Source organism: Tepidiforma bonchosmolovskayae, from assembly GCF_008838325.1.
Classification (GTDB): domain Bacteria; phylum Chloroflexota; class Dehalococcoidia; order Tepidiformales; family Tepidiformaceae; genus Tepidiforma; species Tepidiforma bonchosmolovskayae.
In genome coordinates this window covers 1434793-1456825 of record NZ_CP042829.1, presented here as the reverse complement: position 1 = coordinate 1456825, position 22033 = coordinate 1434793, and the positions used below count along the sequence as shown (strand labels likewise).

At 71.2% G+C, this 22033-nt stretch carries 15 protein-coding genes; 5 read left to right on the top strand and 10 right to left on the bottom strand.

What is annotated here, in order from left to right; translation table 11 throughout:
• Window positions 1-182: 182 nt before the first annotated feature.
• Window positions 183-755, bottom strand: coding sequence for a hypothetical protein (locus tag Tbon_RS07225; protein WP_158067009.1), 573 nt, complete (start codon window positions 753-755; stop codon window positions 183-185).
• A gap of 99 nt (window positions 756-854) precedes the next feature.
• On the bottom strand, window positions 855-5114 hold the full coding sequence (locus tag Tbon_RS07220) for a hypothetical protein (RefSeq protein ID WP_158067008.1): 4260 nt from the start codon (window positions 5112-5114) through the stop codon (window positions 855-857).
• Window positions 5115-6242: 1128 nt separating this feature from the next.
• Between Tbon_RS07220 and Tbon_RS07210 the strand changes: the two genes are divergently transcribed.
• Window positions 6243-6632, top strand: coding sequence for a four helix bundle protein (locus Tbon_RS07210; protein ID WP_158067006.1), 390 nt, complete (start codon window positions 6243-6245; stop codon window positions 6630-6632).
• Between the two features lie 33 nt (window positions 6633-6665).
• Here the strand turns inward: Tbon_RS07210 and Tbon_RS07205 are convergent, their stop codons facing one another.
• On the bottom strand, window positions 6666-7757 hold the full coding sequence (locus Tbon_RS07205) for a hypothetical protein (protein ID WP_158067005.1): 1092 nt from the start codon (window positions 7755-7757) through the stop codon (window positions 6666-6668).
• A gap of 124 nt (window positions 7758-7881) precedes the next feature.
• Here Tbon_RS07205 and Tbon_RS07200 point away from each other — a divergent pair, with 124 nt between their 5' ends.
• Window positions 7882-8487 (top strand): PA14 domain-containing protein, encoded by a 606-nt coding sequence (locus tag Tbon_RS07200; protein ID WP_158067004.1) that lies wholly within the window; start codon window positions 7882-7884, stop codon window positions 8485-8487.
• Between the two features lie 320 nt (window positions 8488-8807).
• Here the strand turns inward: Tbon_RS07200 and Tbon_RS07190 are convergent, their stop codons facing one another.
• Together Tbon_RS07190 and Tbon_RS07185 are read right to left on the bottom strand one after the other, a co-directional pair.
• Window positions 8808-9443: a CDP-alcohol phosphatidyltransferase family protein gene (locus Tbon_RS07190; protein WP_158067003.1), complete on the bottom strand. Its 636-nt coding sequence runs from the start codon at window positions 9441-9443 to the stop codon at window positions 8808-8810.
• Window positions 9440-10159, bottom strand: coding sequence for a phosphocholine cytidylyltransferase family protein (locus tag Tbon_RS07185; protein ID WP_192497816.1), 720 nt, complete (start codon window positions 10157-10159; stop codon window positions 9440-9442). The genes Tbon_RS07190 and Tbon_RS07185 overlap by 4 nt, the downstream gene beginning before the upstream one ends.
• A 428-nt stretch (window positions 10160-10587) precedes the next feature.
• Between Tbon_RS07185 and Tbon_RS07180 the strand changes: the two genes are divergently transcribed.
• Both Tbon_RS07180 and Tbon_RS07175 read left to right on the top strand, forming a co-directional pair.
• A complete protein-coding gene (locus Tbon_RS07180) occupies window positions 10588-13041 on the top strand; it encodes an HAD-IC family P-type ATPase (RefSeq protein WP_158067001.1) in 2454 nt (817 codons plus the stop codon).
• 53 nt (window positions 13042-13094) lie between these two features.
• Window positions 13095-13862, top strand: coding sequence for an enoyl-CoA hydratase/isomerase family protein (locus Tbon_RS07175; protein ID WP_158068264.1), 768 nt, complete (start codon window positions 13095-13097; stop codon window positions 13860-13862).
• Window positions 13863-13869: 7 nt separating this feature from the next.
• Here the strand turns inward: Tbon_RS07175 and Tbon_RS07170 are convergent, their stop codons facing one another.
• Window positions 13870-15906 (bottom strand): penicillin-binding transpeptidase domain-containing protein, encoded by a 2037-nt coding sequence (locus tag Tbon_RS07170; RefSeq protein WP_192497815.1) that lies wholly within the window; start codon window positions 15904-15906, stop codon window positions 13870-13872.
• Between Tbon_RS07170 and Tbon_RS07165 the strand changes: the two genes are divergently transcribed.
• A complete protein-coding gene (locus Tbon_RS07165) occupies window positions 15875-17065 on the top strand; it encodes a glycoside hydrolase family protein (RefSeq protein WP_192497814.1) in 1191 nt (396 codons plus the stop codon). The genes Tbon_RS07170 and Tbon_RS07165 overlap by 32 nt on opposite strands.
• A gap of 15 nt (window positions 17066-17080) precedes the next feature.
• Here the strand turns inward: Tbon_RS07165 and Tbon_RS07160 are convergent, their stop codons facing one another.
• The 4 genes from Tbon_RS07160 to purQ form a co-directional block, all read right to left on the bottom strand.
• Window positions 17081-18253: a site-2 protease family protein gene (locus tag Tbon_RS07160; RefSeq protein ID WP_158066998.1), complete on the bottom strand. Its 1173-nt coding sequence runs from the start codon at window positions 18251-18253 to the stop codon at window positions 17081-17083.
• Between the two features lie 35 nt (window positions 18254-18288).
• Window positions 18289-20517 (bottom strand): phosphoribosylformylglycinamidine synthase subunit PurL, encoded by a 2229-nt coding sequence (purL, locus tag Tbon_RS07155; RefSeq protein WP_158066997.1) that lies wholly within the window; start codon window positions 20515-20517, stop codon window positions 18289-18291.
• 58 nt (window positions 20518-20575) lie between these two features.
• Window positions 20576-21163, bottom strand: coding sequence for a DUF4389 domain-containing protein (locus tag Tbon_RS07150; protein WP_158066996.1), 588 nt, complete (start codon window positions 21161-21163; stop codon window positions 20576-20578).
• A 127-nt stretch (window positions 21164-21290) separates the two neighbouring features.
• A complete protein-coding gene (gene purQ / locus Tbon_RS07145; protein WP_158066995.1) occupies window positions 21291-21992 on the bottom strand; it encodes a phosphoribosylformylglycinamidine synthase subunit PurQ in 702 nt (233 codons plus the stop codon).
• Window positions 21993-22033 lie beyond the last annotated feature (41 nt).

The following is a 22033-nucleotide window of genomic DNA, read 5'->3' as shown; positions in this document are numbered from 1 at the left end:
GGGGAGCGGGGAGCGGGGAGCGGGGAGCAGGGAGCGGGGAGCGGGGAGCAGGGAGCAGGGAGCGGGGAGCAGGGAGCAGGGAGCGGGGAGCGGGGAGCGGGGAGCGGGGAGCTGTTGCCGGGGACAGGAAACGGGGCCCCGCTGGTGCAGGGCCCCGTGGCGGTCACCGCGAGGGGTGACGGTTAGCGGGCGCGGCGGGCGACCGCGATGCCGCTGACGCCGAAGGCGAGGATGCCCAGGCCGGCGATGGCGAGGAGCCAGCTGGCCGAGGCGCCGCCGTCGGCGGTCACCGTGTTGCCGGCGGCCGGCGGCCTTGCCGTCGGCGAGGGCGACGCGGTGGGCGTCGGCGTCGTGTAGCTGAGGTTCAGCTCGTTGAGCTGGTAGTTCTTCCACGAGCCGGTCTCAGCGGCCTTCTTGCCGCCGATGTAGAAGGTGACGACCGCGCCATCGACGCCGCAGTTCGGGTTCGCGCCCGGGTCGAGCGCCGGCACATCGAGGACGTACCGGGACTGCCCGCCCTGGGTGAACACCTGCGTGACGCCGCAGGCAGCGTTGCCGATGCGCGCTTCGATGACCGTGCCGGCGGGAGCCGGCTGGCCGTCGATGGTGACCGTCCCGGCGAACCGGGCCGGCGGATTCGGCGGCGACTCCGCGGAGACGGTGGAGGCACCGAGGGTGCCGGCCGCCGCGAAGAGCGCGATGCCGAGGACTGCGGCCAGCCATCCGCCAGCGAGCACCTTGAGAACTTTCGTCATGGTTTGCTCCATTCCTGTCTGTACGACCGTTTCAACCGGACCGGGCCCCGGGGACCGGCCCGCCCGCGCGGGGCAGGCCGGCCTCCGGGAGTGCCGGTGCTAGTCGACGTTGGTCGCGATAGTCCAGGTGACGGACGACGGACCGGTGATGGCGATCCAGTAGGCCTCGCCAGTCTTGAGGGCGTTCAGGTCGTTCGCGCCGGGCACATTCACGCCCGCCGGGAAGAACCCGAGCCACTTCTGGCCCGCAGCATCCCAGCCGTAGATGGCCGTGACGCTGGCGGAGATGTCGTTGCCGGCATCGTTCTTGCCGGTGCCCTTGATGGCATCCATCACCGGGATGTTGTTGGCGCCAGCCCAGGTGATGAGGCTCCACCGGAAGTTGAGCGTGTAGCTCGTGGTGGTCTGGAGGTCGATGACCCGGTCGAAGCCGATGTTGCCTTCGTCGTCGTGCGCGATGGCGAGGACGTTGACGATGCCGAGGAGGCTGTTCGAGACCTTGATCCAGGCCTGGCACTCATCGGTCTGGCCCTGCGCCGCGAGCGGGCTGAGCGGGAACTCCTTGAGGCCGGTGACGGCCGGGTCGTTGGCAGCGACGGAGAAGGTCGTCACGCCGGTAGCGAACCGCTTGCCATCGTTGATGGCGCCGCCGCCGGACTGGGCGATGATGATGCCCTCGCCGCTGTCGATGAGGAAGTCGACGTTCTCAACCGGGTCGCCGTTGTAGCGGGCGCCGAGGCTCGAGAAGTCGTTCCCCGCATCCGCGCTGGAGAGGACCGGGTGGAGGCTGACCGCGCCGGTCGGCACGGAGCAGAACCCATCGCGGTCGAGCGCGTGGAAGACGACGTAGACGAACTGGTCGGTCTCGCCCTTCTCGATCGTGACGTCCTTGTAGCCGCCCCAGGTCCAGTCGACCGTGACGGCGTTGGACGCGACCGGGAAGTGCTTGCCGCGGAAGTCCGGGTAGTCGGCGGTGGCGGTGATGGTGGCCTTGCCGACCTTGTCGCCGGGCTTGCAGTGCTTGCCGCCGGCGAGCGCGTTGGTGGCGCAGGCCGAGAGGTCGGTCTTGAAGTCGCCGTTGGCGGCAACCATGAACTCGCCGTGGTTGTCGCTGTAGACGACCAGGTCGCGGGCGATCGTCTGGTCGTTGTAGGCGTTGCGGATGATGGTCAGCTCGGCGATGTCGGTCGAGCTGAGGGCTTCGCCGATGCCGGCGCTGTTCACGCCGATGCGGACGGGCTTCCAGAACGGGTACGGCCGCATGAACGGGCCAACCGTGCCCCAGCTATCCCAGAGGTAGCCGCCGCCGGCAGCGACCGCGCTGATGAACGGGCTCTCGGGGATCTCGGTCCAGTAGTACGGATTCGGGTACACCTGCGTGCCGCCAGCAGCCACCGACGGGGTGTTGGGCGTGCCGAGGTAGTAGACCTCGTCCTTGTAGACCGCCTTGATGAAGCCGGTGCCGCGGACGGCGACGCTGACCAGGGCGGGCGGCATCGGGGCGTCCCACCAGTCGACGTCGAAGTCCTTCCAGGCCGTATCCCGGACGCTGGCCGTTGCCCACGAGGTGGGCGCGGTGCCGCCGAAACCGTCCTTCGCGAGGCCGACGATATCGAGGGCGCTGTACGGACCGATGAACGGAACGCCAGAGGACTCAAAGATCGGCGTGCCTGCGGCCGGCGCCGCGGTGAACGGCGCGGTGATGACAAGAGAGGTACCCGTGCAGGACGAGACCGTCTTGCTGGTGGTGCCGATCACAATGGTGTCGTTGGCCTGGAGCGAGGCGCAGGTCGTGACCTTGATCGGCGAGGTCGACGAGCCGACCCCGGTGTTGCCCGCGGCGACGACGGCGACGAGGTTCAGGCCGGTGCCGTCCGGGTTGGCGAGCGCCAGGCCGAGGACGTTGTTCGGGGCGATCATGATGTCGTAGTAGGGCCGGAACTGCTCCGCAGTGCCGTACGCCTCTTCGCCATCGGGACCGCCGGCGAGGAGCGGCCAGTCGTTCGGCATGACCCAGCGGTTGGCCGGGAGGACGTTGAGCGGGTTGCTCGTATCGGCCGGGCGGCCGGACGGGTTGCTGTTGACGAACCAGCCGGAGACGCGGCCGCGGACGAGGATGTCCTTCGAGACGTTCCACTCGGCGGCGCCGTCGGCGTCATCCTTCGAGGCGTCCCACGGGTTGCCGGGCGCCCAATCGGGAGCGGCGGAGCCGTTGTGGGTCGGCTTGGAGACCTGCGTGACCAGCGAGAGGTTCACGCGCTCGATCTTCATGTAGTAGACGACCCAAGCGACCTTGGAGGCCGGGGCGTCCTCGATGAAGGCCTCGATATCGACCTGGCCCTGGTCTTCCGATTCAAAGACGGCGACGGAGGTGCAGGCCGGGTAGTTGGTGCCCTGGACGACCTGGCTGCCGGTGGTCAGTAACGCCAAGGCTTCGCTGTCGGTGTCGATCGATTGGACCGTGCCGCCGGGCAGGAAGTTGCCGGGGCCGGAACCCTTGATGTACTGGACATCAGGACCGTCGAAGCCGGTCGCGGTCGGGCACGTCTGAGCTGACGAGGTCAGGCTGGACGGGTCGAGGGCCCAGTTGTGCTCGAGGACGACGCGCTGGCCGGCCCAGGCGAGGAAGACGTGCTTCGCCGGGATCTGGGCCGTGAAGGAGAAGGTGATCGACTGGGTCACCGTCTTCGGGGTGCCGGAGCCGAGGGCGCCGGGTTCCGAGCCGGTGATGGTGACCGTGGCGGTGCTGCCCGGAGCGCAGCCGTCGGGGTCGAAGGAGACGCTCGGCTCATTGCCGACGCCGCCGGTCGAGGTGAGGGTCGTCGTGCCGGAGGTCGTGCCGGAGAGCGTGCCGCAGCCCGTCTTGGTCACGGTCCACTGGACGCCAGCGAGCGACATCGGGCCTTCCTTCTGGCCGGCCGAGTTGGTGTGGCTGCCGAGGAAGGTGTCGGTGATGTTGACCGCGGTGCCCTGGTACTGGCCCGTAACCGGGTTCAGGGTCACCGGGAGGGTGCGCGTCACGCTGACGTTGTCGCCGGTGCCGGAGACGGTGCCCGAGGTGATGGTGCTCGCCTCGAGGGTGTTCCACTCCTTGACGAGGCCCTGGGTGGCGTTCCAGAGGACGTTGTACTGGACGCCGTCGAGGCCGACGTAGAGGACGCTGATGGTCTGGTCGCCGGCATCGAGCGAGCGCCAGGTGACGCAGGTGGCCGGCTGGCCGCCGATGGTCTGCGTGTTGATGATGACGTCGCTGAACGTGGGGTCGGTATCCGCGGTGCTCGCGTAGCCGCCGCCGTTGGTGACGACGATGTTCGAGAGCGTGATGCCGACCGGCAGCTGGATGCCCTGGTTGTTGGCCGGGTTGACGGTGCAGATGGTGTGCTGCGAGCCGCGGACGTTGTTGCTGACTTCCTGGCCGGCGATGACGGTACCGTTATCCGCGATGTGGCGGAGCTGCGGCAGCACGAAGTTGGCGGAGGTGATATTGACCGTCGTGGAGGAGCAGCCGGTGCCGGCGGCGGCCCCCGCGAGGTGCGTCGAGATGCTGACGGTGCCGCCGACGGTGGCATCGTCGGTCACGACGACGGTGTGCGTGCCGGCCGCGGTGTCGAGGGCAGTCGTGGGGGTCGTACTCACGACGTTCAGGCCCGTGACCGTCTGGTCAGCAGCCGTGAAGGCGCGAGCATCCCCGCCCGTGCCGTCGGAGCAGTAGGTGAGGCCGGCGGGGATGTTGAAGGTGACGGTGACCTGGCCACCGGCAGCAGCCGTGGTGGCGTTGGTCGTAATGCCGTTGACATTGAGGGTGCCGACGCTCGAGGCGAGGGTCATCGCCAGCAGATCGGTGCCAGTTTCGTCGTCGCAGTCCTCGTTCCCGTTGGTATCGGCGCAGACCTCGGCATCGGTCGGCGCAGCGATGGTCGGGCCTACGCCTGCGGTTACCGTGATCGTGGCGGTATACGTACCCGCCTGAATACCCGGCGTCGCGTCGACCCAGTTGCAGCCGACTTCGGGACCAGTTGTGTCGAGGGTAGTAGTAATGTTACCGCCCGTCGGGGGGCTGCAGGTGACGCTGGCGACGGTGACCCCCGCCGGCAGGTCGATCTGCATCGTGAGCTCATCGCCTGTGTTCGGCAGGTTCGCGGTGAGGGTCGCGGTGAGGGTGTAGGTAATGGTGCTGCCGGGGTTGATGGTCGACCCGGCCGCCGGGCTTTGGGTCACATTCGTCGTCGTCAGCGGCAGCTGCGCGCTGGCGCCGCGCCACTGGCTGCCCAGGGCTGCCATGACGGCGAAGGCGGCGAGGATCGCGATGAGCCACGCGACCCGCTTTCCGCCAACGGTCTGAGCAAGTTCCTTACTCAAATTCTGTTACCTCTCCAGTCATGTGAGTCGTTTCGGTTCGTTCCCCCGCGGGTGCGGGGTCCGGAGCGAAACGCTCCTGGCTGTGGTTGCGGGGCGGTGCGGCGTTCGCCGCGGGCCCCATCTCGATTCGGGTTGCTGGCGGGGCCTGCCCCGGTGGGGGCCGGCTCCCGTGTTCCGGATGCGCCCGGACTGCGGGCATTCGTTCTGCAGGTGGCGCCGGCGGGTGCCGGCTTCGGCTGCTGGCGAGGTTGCCCGCTCGTCTGCCGCGCCTGGCCTGGCGCTGGCCGGGGGCGGATCCGGGCTTCCCTCATGGTCGGACGGTGGTGTGTGCGGATTTCGTTGGTGCGGGGCCCTGCTGCCCTACGGGAGCGTCACGGCGTTCCCGGCGCCGGGCGGCCGGCCGCGCTCAGCGAAGCCCTCCTTTCGTACCGAGTGTGGGATGTCCTGCCACCCGGCGCGGGTGCGCCGAGGTTGGAGGCTGGAGCGGGGAGCGGGGAGCGGGGAGCGGGGAGCAGGGAGCAGTGCCCCGGCACCGCCGCCACCCCGAGGGAGCGGGGAGCGGGGAGCCCAGCCCATCCGCTCCGCTCCGCCGAGGGAGGAGGGAGGAGCGCCGCCCGGGCCGGCCCCGCCCGTGGGGGAGCAGGGAGCAGGGAGCAGGGAGCAGGGAGCGGCGGGCGGGTGGGCAGGGGCATGGGGCCTCCTGGTGTGGTGGACGGCATGGGGCGCCGCGGGGCGTGCCCCGGGCGCGGGTAAAGTCTTGCGAAAGGTACTGACCGGTGGTGCAAGGGTCAATCCTTTCGTGGGAGGCGCGGGGAAGCGCCGGGTACGGCGAGCACGGCGGGTGCTCTCCGTCCGGCGGTAGTAACGCGCGGGGGTAAGGGGGGGTTAACGGGGAGCGGGGAGCAGGGAGCGGGGAGCGGGGAGCGGGGAGCGGGGAGCAGGAAGCGGGGAGCGGGGAGCGGGGAGCGGGGAGCAGGGAGCAGGGAGCGGGGAGCAGGGAGCGGGGAGCAGGGAGCGGGGAGCAGGGAGCGGGGAGCAGGGAGCGGGGAGCAGGGAGCGGGGAGCAGGGAGCGGGGAGCAGGGAGCGGGGTGGATGCAGGGGCCGGCGGGGTAGTACAGTCCGGGGCGATGTCGGGCCCGCTGCCGTATCGAAAGCTCGAAGTCTGGCACCTCGCCCAGGATTTGGCGGAGCAGGTCCTCCTGGTCGCGCGTCGGCGCCACATCAAGGAAGAGGAGTGGTTCCGCGACCAGATCTGCGGCGCTGCCATGTCCGTGTCCGCGAACATCGCCGAAGGGAACGGGCGAAGCACGCCGCTGGACTACGCATCGTTCGTCGACCGGGCGCGGTCATCGCTGTTCGAACTGGACTGCTGGCTGGACATGGCGCGGCGGCTGTCCTGGATTCAGCAGGCCGAATATGACCGCTTCGCGGAACGGATTGACCGCCTCAGCGCCGGGCTGTTTCAACTCGCCCGTTCGCTCCGCAGCCGGCGCAACCTCCCCTCGCGCGACCCCTGACCCTGCTCCCCGCTCCCTGCTCCCCGCTCCCCGTCATTCGACAATCTCCAGCCGGGCGGAGCCGCGGGCGGTGAGGCCCTGGCAGGCGGGGGTGACGCGTCCGTGGGTGTTGGTGCTGTAGTCGCTGAGGGCGGCGTCGGGCGGGACGGTGAAGGTCCAGCTGACGGTGCCGCCGGGGCCGGTGGGGCTGGGGCCGCCGGAGGCGATGGGGGTGAGGGCGCGGTCGTAGGCGGTGTAGCTGCAGGGGATGCCGGCGGGGCCGGGGATGGGGGTGCCGCCGGGCGGGGGCGGCTCCTGGACGATGATGGTGACGGTGACCTGTCCGCCACGGCTGACGCGGATGGGGTTGACGTTGATGAGCATTTCGAGCGCGGCGCCGGGCGTGGGCGTGGGGGTCGGGCCGAAGGGCTGGCTGGGGTCGCAGGTGGCGCCCTGGGGCATGGCGAAGTCGAGGACGGGGGCGAGTTCGATGCCGGTGGGTGCGCCGTCGGCGCCGGAGGGGCGCGGTTCGCCCCAGGCGGGGACGCCGACGAGGACGGCCTGTCCGCCGAGGGGCCGCCAGCTGCCGGCGGTGGGGACGCCGCAGCGGTTGATGAAGGCGATGCGGGCGGCTTCGATGGCGGCGCGGTCGGCTTCGCTGGCGCCTTCGGTGCAATCGAGGCCGGGGAAGCGGGCGCGGAGGAGGGGGCCATCGGGGCTGGTCGAGATGAGGAGGTCGATGCCGCCGTCGGGGGTGCGGATGGCGCCGCGGAGCCAGGCGGTGAGCTGGACGGCGCGGCCTTCGGAGGGGAGCTGGCGGGGGCTGGCGGGGGCCAGGCCGGGGGGGCGGTCGAGGGCGAGGAGGCCGCCGATGGTGGCGGACGCGGGGGTGCGGTCGACGGCGGCGGCAGCGGGGTCGGCGAGGGCGCGGACGGCGGCGCGGTAGCCGCAGGCGGAGGCGGGCGGGAGGGTGGCGGTGGGGGTGGGGGTGCCGGCGGCGGAGTCGGCGGCGAGCGCGGGGGCGACGGCGCGGTAGGGGAGGCCGCCGGCGGGGGCCTGGGCGCGGGGCCGGGGCGCGGGCGCGGCGGCGAGGAGGACGAGGGCCGCGCCGAGGAGGGCGGTGAGGAGTGCGGCGAGGGAGCGCATGGGGGAAGTGTGGGGCACGGCGGCGTTTGCCGGAACGGGGCGCAGGTAAGCGGCGGGCAAAATGTGGCCGGCGGGGGCGGATGCGGCGTTCCGCGTTCGGCCCGGCGGGGCGACACTGTGGGTGATGCGCGGCCTTGGGCTCCGGGAGGTTGTGGCGCTGCTGGCGCTCGCGGCGGTCGGGGTGATTTCGTGGCAGTTCCTCGACCCGGCGGCGAGCGAGGGCGGGGTGCGTTCGACGCCGACGCAGGGTCCGGCGGCGACGCGCACGGCCACGGCGGAGGCGGCGCCGCCGGTTTCGACGCCGACGCCGACGGCTGCACCGACTGCGACGCCGACGCCGCTTCCGCTGCGGGAGCTGGCGCGGCCGGCGCGGTTCCGGGTGGAGGTGTTCGACGACCGGCCGACGAGCGGGCATGTGAAGGTGGCTGACGGCGCGGTGGATGGGCTGGCGCTGTCGTACGCGGGTGCGCCGTTCCCGGACCTGGTGGACGACCGGTGGAGCCTGGTGGCGAGCGCGCGGGTGGAGCTGCCGGAGGCGGGGCGGTACCGGTTTGTGCTGGTCTACCGGGGGGAGGTGACGGTGCGGGTGGACGGGGAGGAGGCGGCACGGGCGGCGGGGCCGTCGGAGGCGGGGCGGCTGGAGGTGGTGTTCAGCCACGGTGGCGGGCCGGCGCTCGTGGAGATTGAGCTGCGGGACCGGGGCGGGGTTGCGGAGGTGAGGTGGGAGTAGCGGGGAGCAGGGAGCGGGGAGCAGGGAGCGGGGAGCAGGGAGCGGGGAGCGGGGAGCAGGGAGCGGGGAGCGGGGAGCGGGGAGCAGGGAGCGGGGAGCGGGGAGCAGGGAGCGGGGAGCGGGGAGCGGGGAGCGGGGAGCAGGGAGCGGGGAGCAGGGAGCGGGGAGCGGGGAGCAGGGAGCGGGGAGCAGGGAGCGGGGAGCAGGGAGCGGGGAGCAGGGAGCGGGGAGCAGGGAGCGGGGAGCGGGGAGCAGGGAGGAGGGAGCAGGGAGGAGGGAGAAGGGAGGAGGGAGGAGGGAGAAGAGGCGGCGGGGCTCCCTTATCCCTGGGGCGGCGGGGGGACGGAGGCGGCGGGGGAGAAGCGGAGGTAGGCGAGGCGCCAGGCGATGGTGAGGCCGGCGAGGACGGCGACCAGGGCGAGGGCGAGGTAGCACTGGCCGAGGACGGCGCCGACGGCGAGGAGGAGGGAGCGAACGTCGCGGCTGGCGAGGCCGAAGATGCGGTCGAGGCTGCCTCCGCGGGCGACGTGAGGGAGGTCGGCTTCGATGCGGGCGCGGCTGTAGCTGACGATGAGGGAGGCGCCGAGGGCGAGCATACCGACGAACTCGGGGCGGGGCCAGGCTTCGAAGCGGACGGCGTAGACGGTCATGCCGGCGATGAGGGCGGCATCGGCGTAGCGGTCGGTGACGGCGTCGAAGACGGCGCCGAAGCGGGTGGCGGCATTCTTGAGGCGGGCGAGTTCGCCGTCGACGCCGTCGATGACGCTGACGGCCTGGATGGCGATGCCGCCGGCGATGTGCCAGCCCGCGGCGAGCATGGCGCCCGCGGCGACGGCGAGGAGGAGGGTGAAGGCGGTGACCTGGTTGGGGGTGACGGGGGTGTGCCGGAGGGCGCGGGCGGCGGGCCGGCTGAGGGGGCGGTTGAGGTAGCGGGAGACGAGGCCGTCGTAGGTCATCGGCGGGCGGCGAGGATGGCGGCGGCGGCTTCGAGGTCGGCGCCGGTATCGATGTCGTACCAGTGGGCGCCGCCGATATCGACGGCCCGGAGGGCGCGGCGGGCGGCGAGGATGGAGAAGATCGTGGAGAGTTCGCAGCTCTCGGGGGCGGCGTCGAAGGCGGTCCAAGCGGCGGGGTCGAGGAGGAAGGCGCCGGTATCGAGGGCGTCGTAGGGTTCGAGGTGCTTGCCGATGGCGGTGACGAAGCCGTCGGGGTCGAGGGCGAGGCGGGTGGCTTCGTCGAGGTAGTCGGCGGGCCAGCGTGCGGGGGCATCGGCAGCGACGAGGGAGACGCCGGGCGGTGTTTCGGCGCGGGCATCGAGGAGGCGGCGGATGATCGGTTCGGAGAGGAGGTGGTCGGCCATGAGGAGGAGGAAGGGTTCGCTGCCGGCCCACTGGCGGGCGGCGGCGAGGGAGAGCGAGGCGCCTTCTCGGAAGCGGGGGTTGTAGATAAAGGAAAGGCCGAGGCCGTGGGCATCGGCGGCGAGGGCTTCGCCCAACTGGCCGGCGCGGTAGCCGACGACGACGGCGGCCTCGCGGACGCCGGCGGCGGCGAGGGCTTCGAGGGTGTAGCTGATGATGGGCCGACCGGCGATGTCGACGAGGGGCTTGGGGCGTTCGCGGGTGAGCGTGCCGAGGCGGCCGCCATCGCCGGCGGCGAGGATGACGGCGTTCACCGGCGGGCCCGGGCGGGATGGCGCATACCGATATGGTAGCGGGCGCAGCGGCGGGTCGCGTGTCGGGCCGGCGGGAGTTAGGATGGGGAAGCCGGGCGAAACCCCGGAGTCCGACGGGAGGGTGGACTGCCCATGTGGAAGACGATTGGCTACCTGACGCTCCTGTGCGCGGTTTTCATCGGGATGCTGATCTCGCTGTCGATCATCGGCATCAAGGCCTGAGGTGCGGGCACGCCCGCGGGGGCGGTTGCCGCGTCAGGGACGGGAAAATGGGACGGCGGCCAGCCGGAGGGAAGGACTGGCCGCCGTTTCTTGCGCATGCTCCGAGGGGAGATGCTCAGCGCACCTGTACTGTGCACGGCGGGATGTTAGGCGATGGTTAACGGCCCGCCCTTTCATTCCGGCTGCGATTGCGTCAGGCTAATCGGGTGACGCAGACAGCACAGGCACCGCTGCCCGGGCTGCACGACCCGGCTCTCCGGGGACTGACCTCGGCGGAGGCAATGGCGCGGGCCGCCGCGGGGCTGACCAACCGGGACGGCGGGCGGATCCGGACCGACGCGGACGTTATCCGCGCGAACGTCCTGACGTTCTTCAACGTCATCCTCGGGTCGCTCATCCTGGCGCTGCTGGCGATCGGCGAGTTCAAGGACGGGTTTTTCGTCGGGATTGTGGTCATCGCCAACGTGCTGGTGGCCACGCTGCAGGAGCTGAAGGCGACGCGGACGCTGCGGGAGCTGCGGGCGCTGACGGCGCCCCAGGTGACGGTGGTGCGCGATGGGGTGGAGATCGAAATCCCGGCGGAGGATGTGGTGCAGGGCGACCTGGTGCACCTGAAGAAGGGGGACCAGGTGGTGGCCGACGGGCCGATTGTTGCGCGCGAGGCGGAGATCGACGAGTCGCTGCTGACGGGCGAATCGGAGTCGGTGAAACGCCGGCCGGGCGACGAGCTGCGGAGCGGGAGCTTCTGCACGGCGGGGGACTGCTACTACGTGGCGGAGAAGGTGGGGATGGAGGCGTATGCGATGCGGCTCACGGCCGACGCCCGGCAGCTGGTGAAGCGGCTGACGCCGCTGCAGATCCGGTTCAAGCGGATCCTGCGGGTGCTGCTGACGGCGACGGGTGTGCTCGCGGCGGCGCTGCTGGTCCAGTACACGATGAACGACCGGGGGCTGGCCGACGCGCTCAAGGCGACGACGGCGACCGTAACGACGGTGGTCCCGACAGGGCTGCTGCTGGGGATGACGGTGGCGTTCGCGGTCGGGGCGGTGCGGGTGTCGCGGGCGGGGGCGATCGTGCAGGACATCAATGCGGTGGAGGCGCTGAACTACGTCGACGTGATCTGCCTCGACAAGACGGGCACGATTACGGCGAACCGGATGACCCTGCGGGAGGTGCGGTGGGTGCCGGGGGCGGAGGGGTACGTGGGCTGGCTGGGCGCGTTCGCCGCAGCGAGCCGGGAGGAGAGCAAGACGGCCGAGGCGCTGGCGGAGGCGCTGGGGAACACCACGAATCTCGCCCGGCCGACCGGTTCGGTGCCCTTCAATTCGGAGCGGCGGTGGAGCGCCGTCCGGCTCGAGAAGGACGGCGAGGTGCGGACGTTCGTGCTCGGCGCGCCGGAGACGGTACTGCCCCGGTGTGCGAACGGCGCGGAGCTGGAGGAGGCCTACCGGGAGGCAGCGGAACACGGCCTGCGCGGGGTGATCTTCGCGGAGGCAGAGCGGCTGCCCGGCGCGGACGAGGACCCGGGCACGCTCCGGGCGCTGGCGCTGCTGACGCTGGCCGACGAGCTGCGGCCTGAGGTGCGGAACGCGTTTGCGATGATGGAGCAGCTGGGCATCGAGCCGAAGATCATCTCCGGCGACAACCCGGAGACGGTGCGGGCGCTGCTGGCGCAGCTCGGGATCCGGCTGAAGGGCGGGGTGGTGGCCGGGCCGCAGCTCGAGCCGCTCGAAGGGGAGGCGTTCCTCCGGGCGGTGGAGGAACACAGCGTGTTCGGGCGGGTGACGCCGGCGCTCAAGGCGCGCATCGTGAACGCGCTGAAGGAGAACGGGCACTTCGTGGCGATGGTCGGCGACGGCGCGAACGACGTTCAGGCGCTGCGGACGGCGGACGTGGCGGTTGCCATGGCGAGCGGCACATCGATGACGCGGGCGGTGGCCGGGATCGTGCTGCTGAACGATTCGTTCCTCGCGCTCATCCGGGGGGCGAAGGAGGCGACGGCAGTGCTCGGGAATGCGGCCCGGCTGAGCAAGCTGTTCATCGCGAAGAGCCTGTACGCCTACCTGATCATCGTGGCGACGAACATGCTCGGCCTCGATTTCCCCTTCCTGCCGCGGCACGGCTCGCTGACGGCGCTGCTGACGCTCGGCATCCCGGCGGTGTTTATTTCGATCAGCGTGCCGCCGCCCGATGCAGGGCGCGACTTCACGCGGAACGTGCTGCGCTGGGCGCTGCCAGCCTCGGTGGCGCTGGCGGTGGCGGCGATCCTGGTGCACCTGCTGACCGAGGGGCTGCTCCGGCGGGACATCGCGGAGGCGCGGACGCTGGTTTCGCTGACGATGGGGATTACGGGGCTGTTCTTCATGGTGGAGGTGCTCGGGTTCCAGGGCGCCTCGTGGCGGAGCCTGACCCGGCCGGTGCTGACGAGCGTGCTCGGCATCCTGCTGGTGGCGGGCTTCCTTGTGACGGTCTACACGCCGCGGCTCCGCGCGTTCTTCGATTTCACCGAGGTGCACACGGGCGACTGGGTGATCGTGCTGACGGCGGTCGCGGGGGCGCTCATCGGCCAGTACCTGCTGAGCCGGTACTGGCAGCAGGTGCTCGACTTCCTGACGGCGAAGCCGGGCAAAGAGGAGCGGCTGCGGGGCCGGGCGATCTGAGGAGCGGGCGGCTGGTGTAGACTCCCGCGCGACGCTGGCCGGGAGGGACGATGATGCCGGGAACCGTGCTGTACGAACGCGAGGGGCGGATCGCGACGATCACCTACAACCGGCCCGAGGCGCTCAACGCCATCAACGCGGAGCTGCGGGAGGACCTCGACGCGGCGTGGGTGCGCTTCCGGGACGACGAGGAGGCGTGGGTCGCGATCGTGACCGGGGCAGGGCGCGCCTTCTGCGCCGGGGCCGACCTGCGGGGGGCAGCGCCGCCGCGCGGGGCAACCCACTGGGAGACGCCGAGCCTGACGTCGCTGGAGAACGGGCTCGAAATCTGGAAGCCCACGATTGCGGCCGTGAACGGCTACTGCCTCGGGTTCGGCTGCACGCTGGCAGCGGCCTGCGACTTCGTGATCGCGAGCGAACGGGCGGAGTTCGGCTTCCCGGAGGTGCGGCTGGGCATCCCGACGATCCAGGGTGCGGTGCGGATGCCGCAGAAGGTCGGCTGGCAGTACGCGATGGAGCTGCTGCTCATCGGGGAGCGGGTCGATGCCTACCGGGCGAAGGAGATGGGGCTCGCCTGGAAGGTGGTCCCGCACGAGCGGCTGATGGACGAGGCCCGGGCGCTGGCGGAGCGGCTGCTGAAATCGGCGCCGCTGGCCGTGCGGGCGACGAAGGAGGTCGCATGGCGGGGCCAGCAGATGCCGTGGGTGGAAGCGATCCGGTTCGGCGAGACGATGCGGCGGGTGGCCCAGGCGACGGAGGACGCGCGCGAGGGGATGGCGGCCGCGCGGGAGCGCCGGGAGCCGCAATGGAAGGGGTGCTGAGCAGCGCCTACCGGAGGGCAGCGAGGAGGATGTCGCGGGCGATCGGCCCGGCTTCGATGGAGCCGGATTTGCCGTCATCGAGGACGACTGCGGCGATGGCGCGGGGCTGCTTCGCGGGACGCATGGCGACGAAGAGGACGTGCTGCTGGGCCCCGGCGTCTTCAGCGGTGCCGGATTTGCCGGCGAAGTCGGTATAGCCGGCCAGTGCGAAGGCGGCAGCGGCGGTGCCGCGGGGGCCGGTGACGAGCTCGAGTCCGCGCATGAGGTGGGCGTGCTGCTCCGGGGTAAGCGGGAGTGTGCCGCGCACCGTCGCCTCGGCCTCCTCGAGGAGGCGCGGGGTGCGGAGCTGGCCAGTCACGAAGGTGCTGTAGGCGTTGGCGAGCTGGAGTGGGGTGATGAGGAGGTCGCCCTGGCCGATGCCGAGGTTGACTTCGTCGCCGGGGTACCAGGGCTGGCCGGTGGTCCGGCGCTTCCAGGCGGCATCGGGCACGAGGCCGGCTTCTTCGACGACGCCGAGGGTGCCGGTGGGGGCGCCGAAGCCGAACTGGCGGGCCATCGCGGCGAGGGCGTCATCGAACTGGTTGTAGAGGCGGAGGGCGATTTCGTAGAAGACGGGGTTGCAGGAGCGCATGAGGGCCTCGGCGATGGTGAGCGAACCCTGGCTCCCTTCCCAGTTGCGGCGGGGCGGGTCGACGCCGTACCAGATGGCGCCGCAATCGAGCCGGTCGTTCGGGGTGAGCCCGAGGTAGACCATCCCGGCCGCGCCGGTGACCAGCTTGAAGGTGGAGCCGGCCGAGTAGAGGCCGGTGGCGGCGCGGTTGGCGAGGGGAGCGCCGGGCGCGGCCGTGATGGCCGCGAGGGCAGCGGCATCGCCGCGTTCGAAGGCGTCGGGGTCGAAGCTGGGGGAGCTGACGAGGGCGAGGAGGCCGTTGGTCGCAGGGTCGACGACGACGGCTGCGCCAGCGCGGCCGCCGAGGCGTTCGTAGGCGCGCTGGAGGGTCGGGGCGTCGAGCGTGGTGCGGAGGTCCTCGCCCTGGCGGAAGGGGCGGGAGATGAGCACTTCGGCGACGGCGCCGTCGGGGCCGATGAGGCGGAGTTCGGCGCCGATGCTCCCGGCGAGACGGTCGTTGAACACGGCTTCGAGACCGGCGGCGCCGACGCGGTCGCCGGGGCGGAAGCCCTGGCCGGCGCGGGCTTTGAGCTCCTCGGCGGTGTACTCGCGGGTGTAGCCAACGACGTGGGCGGCGGCCGGGCCGAGGGGGTGCACGCGCTGGGTTTCGACATAGATGATGACGCCCTGGAAAGGGCGGAGGAGCCGATTGGCCTCTTCGACGCGGTCGTCGGGGATGGGGCCGACGCGGACGCGGTGGTTGAGGGGCGCGGGGGAGGCGAAGGCGGCATCGACCTGCTCGCGGGTGAAGCCGAAGGCGAGGAGGGCTGCTTCGAGGCCGGGCCGATCGGTGATGACGCCGCGGTTAAGGCCGACGTGGCGGATTTCGCGGGTGACGGCGAGTTCGATGCCGTTCCGGTCGTAGATGGTGCCGCGGACAGGGCGCTGGATGACGGAGCTGAAGGCGTAGCCGCCGGCGAGGCGGGGATGGATGACGGCAGGGGTCCATTCGACAAGGTAACGGCCTGGTGCAGGGACGAGGGGGAGGGCGGTGGAGTATTCGAGCGTGCCGAAATAGGCTGTAGCGAGGCGCACGTCGAGGCGGGCGGCGGAGCCGTTCACATCGGCGGCGCGCACGGCGGTTTGGGTCACGGTGACCTGCTCTTCGAAGGTGCGGTAGGCATCGGCGAAGGCCTCGTAGCTGTACGTGCGCTGCGCGGCCGGGGAGAGGAGCAGGTAGAGGGCCTGGAGGTCGCCGGCGGCCCAGGCGGCCGCGAACTCGGCGGCGGCTGCGGCGGGGGAGCCGGGCTCGGGCGCTGCGGCGGACGGGGAATCGCTGCCGCCCCGGGAGGCGGCCCACCGCGCGCCGGCCACGGCGCCGCCGGCCAGGAGGCCAATGATGATGGCTGCAAGGAAGACTGCGCGCACGGGCATGCGCCGCTCCTCGTGGGTCCCCGCCAGCTGGATTGTAGCAGCGCTGCTGGCGCTCACCGGGCTGGCCTTTACCGCCTGCGGCAGCGGAAGCGGCAGCGGCTCCGGGACGCCAGGGGCCGGGCCGGGCGGGCCGGGACCGACCGTGGTGCGGCCGGAGCCGGCGGGCGAGCCGCGGACGGTGCTGCTCGGGTTCAGCTCGCTGCCGGCGGAGCTGACGAGCCAGTCGTACATCCAGGCGTTCGCGACAGCGGCACAGTACGCCGACCTCCTGCTCATCCAGCGGACGCCGCCGTGGGCGGAGTTCCTCCCGGGCGGGACGATTTCGAACGAAACGGCGGAGACGACGCGGCTGGAGACGGCGCTGCTGAAGCAATACAGCAACCTCCGGCTGTACTACGCGATCGACCCGACGGATGGGGCGGTGCAGCGGAGCCGGCTGGCGAACCTGCCGTCGTCGGTCGATGTGCAGGCCGGGTTTGAAGACCCGGACGTGCGGGCGGCGTTCGTGGCCTACGCGGCCTACATCGCGAAGAACTACAAACCGGCGTACATGGCGCTCGGGCTCGAGATCAATATGACCTACGAGCGGGCGCCGCGGCAGTTCGAGGCCTTTGCGACGCTGTACGATGAGGCGTACGCGGTGGTGAAGGGGAACAGCCCGGGGACGAAGGTGTTCCCGACGTGGCAGCTGGAGGACCTCGAGGGGACGTTCGGGCAGGTGCACCCGCCGCGCTGGGAGCTGATCGAACGGTTCCGCGGGAAGATGGACGTGCTGGCGATCAGTACGTACCCGTTCCTCGGCGAGGTGCGGAGCGTGGCAGACATCCGGGAGGACTACTACCGCCAGCTTCGGACGCGGTGGAGCGGCGAGATCCTGGTTGCGGAGACGGGCTACCCGTCGGCGCCGGTGGAGGGCCGGGAGGCGGTGGGCACGGAGGCGGAGCAGAAGGCGTACCTGCAGCGGGTGCTGACGGAGGCGGAGCAGCTCGGGTTCAGCGGGGTGGTATGGTTCGCGGCGCTCGACCCGGCCTTCGCGACGACCGGCCCCGCGGTGGCGTTCAAGGATGTCGGCCTGCGACGCTCGGACGGTTCGAACAAGCAGGCGTGGGCGCTCTGGGAGGAATGGGCGCGGCGTCCGCTGGCGGCGGGGCAGCGGTAGTGGGCGTACCGGCGGTCAGGCGCCGGGCGTGGGAGCTGCGGGCCGCTCTTCGTCGATGGCGGGGGTGTTGGCGCCGAGGCTCTCGGCGAGCTGGAGGCGGTCGAGAATCTCGCGCCGGGTGACGAGGCCGACCATCCGGCCGTTTTCGAGCACGGGGACCTGGTTCAGCGCCTTTTCGCCGAGGAGGGTGAGGACCTCGACGGCGGGGGTGGAGGCATCGACGGTGACGACGCGCTCGCGGGGGGTCATGACAGCCTGCGCTGGCGTGGAGGGCCACTCCGTGCGCGGGACGCGTCGGATATCGGTGACGGTGAGGATGCCGAGGACAGCGCCGCCGTGTTCGACGATCACGGCGCGCTCGCCGTGGCCGACCATGTAGTCGTCGACGACGGCCTGGAGGGGGAGGCCGGGCACGACGGTGGGGAAGTCGGTGCGCATGACATCGCGGGCGGTGAGGCGCCGGAGGATGCCTTCGAGCTGGAGGTTGGAGGCCTCGCCGCGGGCGGCGCCGAGGAGGAACCAGCCGATGAACATGAGCCAGAGGCCATCGAGCAGGAGGCCGCCGAGGAGGAGGAAGAAGCCGACGGTCATGAGCAGGTAGCCGAAGAGCTCGCCGACGCCGGCGGCGGTGCGGGTGGCCTTGCGGAAGCTGCCGCTCCGCTTCCAGGCGATGGAGCGGAGGACGCGGCCGCCATCGAGCGGGAAGCCGGGGAGCATGTTGAAGACGCCGAGCAGGGCGTTGACGCCGGCGAGGTAGTAGAGGATGGCCTCGAGCTGCTCGTTGAGGGAGCCGAGGAGGAGGCCGGCGAGCCCGGTGACGGCGGCGATGACGAAGCTGGTGGCCGGCCCGGCCGCGGCGATCTGGAACTCTTCGCCGGCGGAGGACGGCTGGCGGGCGAGATGGGAGACGCCGCCGAAGATGAAGAGCGTGATCCGCGGCACCGGGAGGCCGCGGCGTTTCGCGACGAGGGCGTGGGCGAGCTCGTGGAGGAGGACGGTGAAGAAGAGGAGGAAGGCGGCAGTGACGCCGATGGCCCAGTAGGTTCCGGTGCCCCAGCCCTTGTAGCGCGCCGGGAAGAGCCCTTCCGAAAGGGAGTAGGAGAGGAAGGCGATGATCAGGAACCACGACGGGTGGACTTCGATATCGATGCCGAAGAGGCGCGCCACGCGAAAGGAGCCGCCGAACACAGGCCAAGCATACCCCAAACCGGGTATCGGCGCGGTCAGGCGTCGATGAGCGACTCGTAGGCGGACTGGAGGGCCGCGAGGTCGAGGTCGACCGGGCCGAGGCAGAAGCGCGGCTCGCGGGTGGTGCGCCCGAGGGGAGTGACCGGCACGCCGAGTTCGGCGCCGAGGTCGCGGAGGCGGGCGAAGCCGCCGCCCTGGCGGTAGGTATCGGCGGGGATGGCCACAACGATCCGGGACTGGGCTTCGCCGAAGAGGGCGGCGTCGAGCCGGCCGGGAAGCTCAGCCGGGCCTTCGAAGCCGCAGCCGCCGAGGATGCAGCTCTCGGCGAGGGCGACGGCGAGGCCGCCTTCGGCGCAGTCGTGGGCGCTGAGGAGGAGCCCCTCGGCGTGGGCGCGGAGGACGAGCTGCTGGAGCCGCTTTTCGAGGGGGAGGTCGATGGCGGGCATGCCGGCGACGCGGCCGTGCTCGGCTTCGAGGTATTCGGAGCCGCCGAGGGTGCTGGCCGGCTGTTCGAGGCCGGCGCCGAGGAGGACGACCTGGCACCCGGGGCCGGGGAAGGCGGCGCGCAGGTGGCGGGCGACGTCGTCGAGGAGGCCGAGCATGCCGATGACGGGGGTGGGGTAGACAGGGCGGCCGCCGGCCTCGTTGTAAAGCGAGACGTTGCCGCTGACGACGGGGGTTTCGAGCTGGAGGCAGGCCTCGGCGATGCCGCGGATGGCGTGCTCGAGGGTGTAGTAGACGTCGGGGCGCTCGGGGTTGCCGAAGTTGAGGCAGTCGGTGACGGCGACGGGCTGAGCGCCGGTGCAGACGACGTTGCGGGCGGCCTCGGCGACGGCGATGGCGCCGCCGGTGTAGGGGTCGAGGTAGACGAGGCGGGCGTTGCCGTCGGTTTTGACGGCAATGCCGCGGCCGGTGCCGGGCACGCGCAGGACGGCGGCATCGCCGCCCGGGGGGACGACGGTGTTCGCGAGGACCTGGTGGTCGTACTGGCGGTAGACGCCGCGCTTCGAGGCGATGTTGGGCCGGGCAAGCAGGCGGAGGAGGGCGCCGGCCGCCTGGTCCGGGGCGAGGTCCGGCAGGGAGCCCGGGTCGAAGGCGTTCAGTTCGGCGAGCTCGGCCGGGCGGACGCCCTGGCGGCGGTACTGGGGCGGGTCGGTGGCGATATCGACGGGGACGCGGGCGACTTCGACGCCGTGCTCGCGGACGACGACTTCGTTGCCTGCGGTGACGACACCGATGGGCGCGCAGTGGAGCTCCCAGCGCTCGAAGAGGGCGGTGACATCGGCGACGTGCTCTTTCTTCGCGATGACGAGCATACGCTCCTGGCTTTCGGAAAGCATGACTTCGTAGGGGGTCATGCCCTGTTCGCGGCGCGGGACCTTCTCGAGGTCGAGGATGGCGCCGGAGCCGCCCTTTGCGCAGCATTCGACGACGGAGCTGGTGAGGCCGGCGGCGCCGAGGTCCTGGAGGCCGACGACCCAGTCGCGGTGCTCGGAGGCGAGCTCGTAGCAGGCCTCCATGAGGAGCTTTTCGAGGAAGGGGTTGCCGACCTGGACTGCAGGGCGCATCTCTTCGAAGCGGGCCTCGGGGTCGGTCCGGGAAGCGAGGCCGCTGGCGCCGTGGATGCCGTCGCGGCCGGTATCGGCGCCGACGAGGAGGAGGACGTTGCCTTCGCCCTGGGCGCGGGCGCTGAGGAGCTTCGCGGTTTCGGCGACGCCGACGCACATGGCATTGACGAGCGGGGTGCCGGCGTACGGTTCGGCGAAGAAGACTTCGCCGCCGACGGTGGGGATGCCGAGGCAGTTGCCGTAGCCGCCGATGCCGGCGACGACGCCGTGAAAGAGATAGCGGTCCTGGGGGTTCTCGATGGGACCGAAGCGGAGGGAGTCGAGGATGGCGATGGGGTAGGCGCCCATGGCGAAGATATCGCGGACGATGCCGCCGACGCCGGTGGCCGCGCCCTGGTACGGCTCGATGGCGGAGGGGTGGTTGTGCGACTCGACCTTCATGACGACGCAGCGGCCGTCGCCGATATCGATGGCGCCGGCGTTTTCGGCGCCGACGGCGGTGAGGACGCGCGGGCCGCTGGAGGGGAGGAGGCGGAGGAGCGGCTTGCTGTTCTTGTAGCCGCAGTGCTCGCTCCAGAGGGAGCCGAACATGCCGAGTTCGACCTCGTTCGGTTCGCGGCCGAGCCGCTGCACGAGGAGGTCGTACTCGTCGCGGCTGAGTGCGACGGCATCGAGGGCGGTCTGGTCGACGGGCATGGGGCTATGGTACGCGGGATGGGGCGTACGGGTGAGGGGGCGCGGCCGGCCGGGGCGGTCAGCTCAGGCTGAAGGGCGGGTACCGGTCGGTGAGGAGGTACATGTAGGCGGTGACGCGGGCGTACCAGCGGCTGAAGCCGGCGAGGAAGCTGTGGATGCCGCCCGGCAGCTGGCCGGTAATGATGCCCGCAATCCAGCCGACGAAGAGCAGGACGAGCGCGATGACGGCGAGGATGGCGATGAGAATGACGTGCGGGATGACGAGGATGATGCGGAAGAAGACGCTGAGGCGGCTGCGGCCCTCAAGCTCGGGCTGGCCCCAGAGGCGGATGGGGTAGGAGGTGTCTTCGCCGAAGGCGAACGGCGGGTAGCGGCCGGCAAGCAGGTAGGTGTAGCCCCAGACGCGCATCTCCCAGTGGAAGACGCCGAGGATGAGGTTGCCGAGGCCCGACGGCAGCCTGCCGGTGATGATGATGGCCACCCAGGCGAAGAAGACGAGGACCTGGATGAGGTTGGCGAGGATGTTGACGATCAGGAGGTGCGGGATCGCGAGGATGCCGCGGAAGAGGATGGTCAGGCGGTTCTGTTTGGCGGGCGGATCGACGTCGAGGCCGAACGGATAGGCTGGCGACATCGCTGCAGACATGGCGATTCTCCCTGCGGCCGGCCCTCTGGGCCCGCGCCGGCGAACGCGACAGGTTCGCGCCGGGATTCTGCGCGCCGCGATGTTACCGTGTAAAGATTTTGTTGCAGGGACAGTGATTCCGCCCGGGCTAACGGACCGCTTCGACGGCGCAGCGGATGACGGATTCCCAGATGCGGTTGCCGTCGGTGCCGCCGACGAGCGGTTCGCCGGCGCGCTCAGGGTGGGGCATCATGCCGAGGACGTTGCCGCGGTCGTTGATGATGCCGGCGATGTTGCGGGCGGAGCCGTTCGGGTTGGCCTCGGGCGTGACGTTGCCGGCGGCATCGCAGTAGCGGAAGACGACGCGGCCGGCGGCTTCGAGGCGGTCGAGCGTTTTGGGGTCGGCGTAGTAGTTGCCTTCGCCGTGGCTGATGGGGACGCGGAGGACGGCGCCCTGGGGGATGGCATCGACCCAGGGGCTGGAGCCGCCCTCGCGGCGGAGGTAGACCCACTCGCAGCGGAACTGGAGGCTGGCGTTGCGCACCAGCGCGCCGGGGAGGAGGTGGCTTTCGCAGAGCACCTGGAAGCCGTTGCAGATGCCGATGACCGGCTTCCCGGCCTCGGCGAAGGCGATGACCGACTCCATGACGGGGGAGAAGCGGGCGATGGCGCCGCAGCGGAGGTAGTCGCCGTAGGAAAAGCCGCCCGGGAGAACGACGGCATCGAAGCGGGAAAGGTCGGTCTCGCGGTGCCAGACGATTTCGGCCTGCTGCTCGAGGATGTCGTGGAGGACGTGGTAGGTATCGCGGTCGCTCCAGGTGCCGGGGAAGCGGATGATGGCGAAGCGCATACTCGGATTGTGCGGCGCGGCGCGCGGGTGTGTCGAACGGC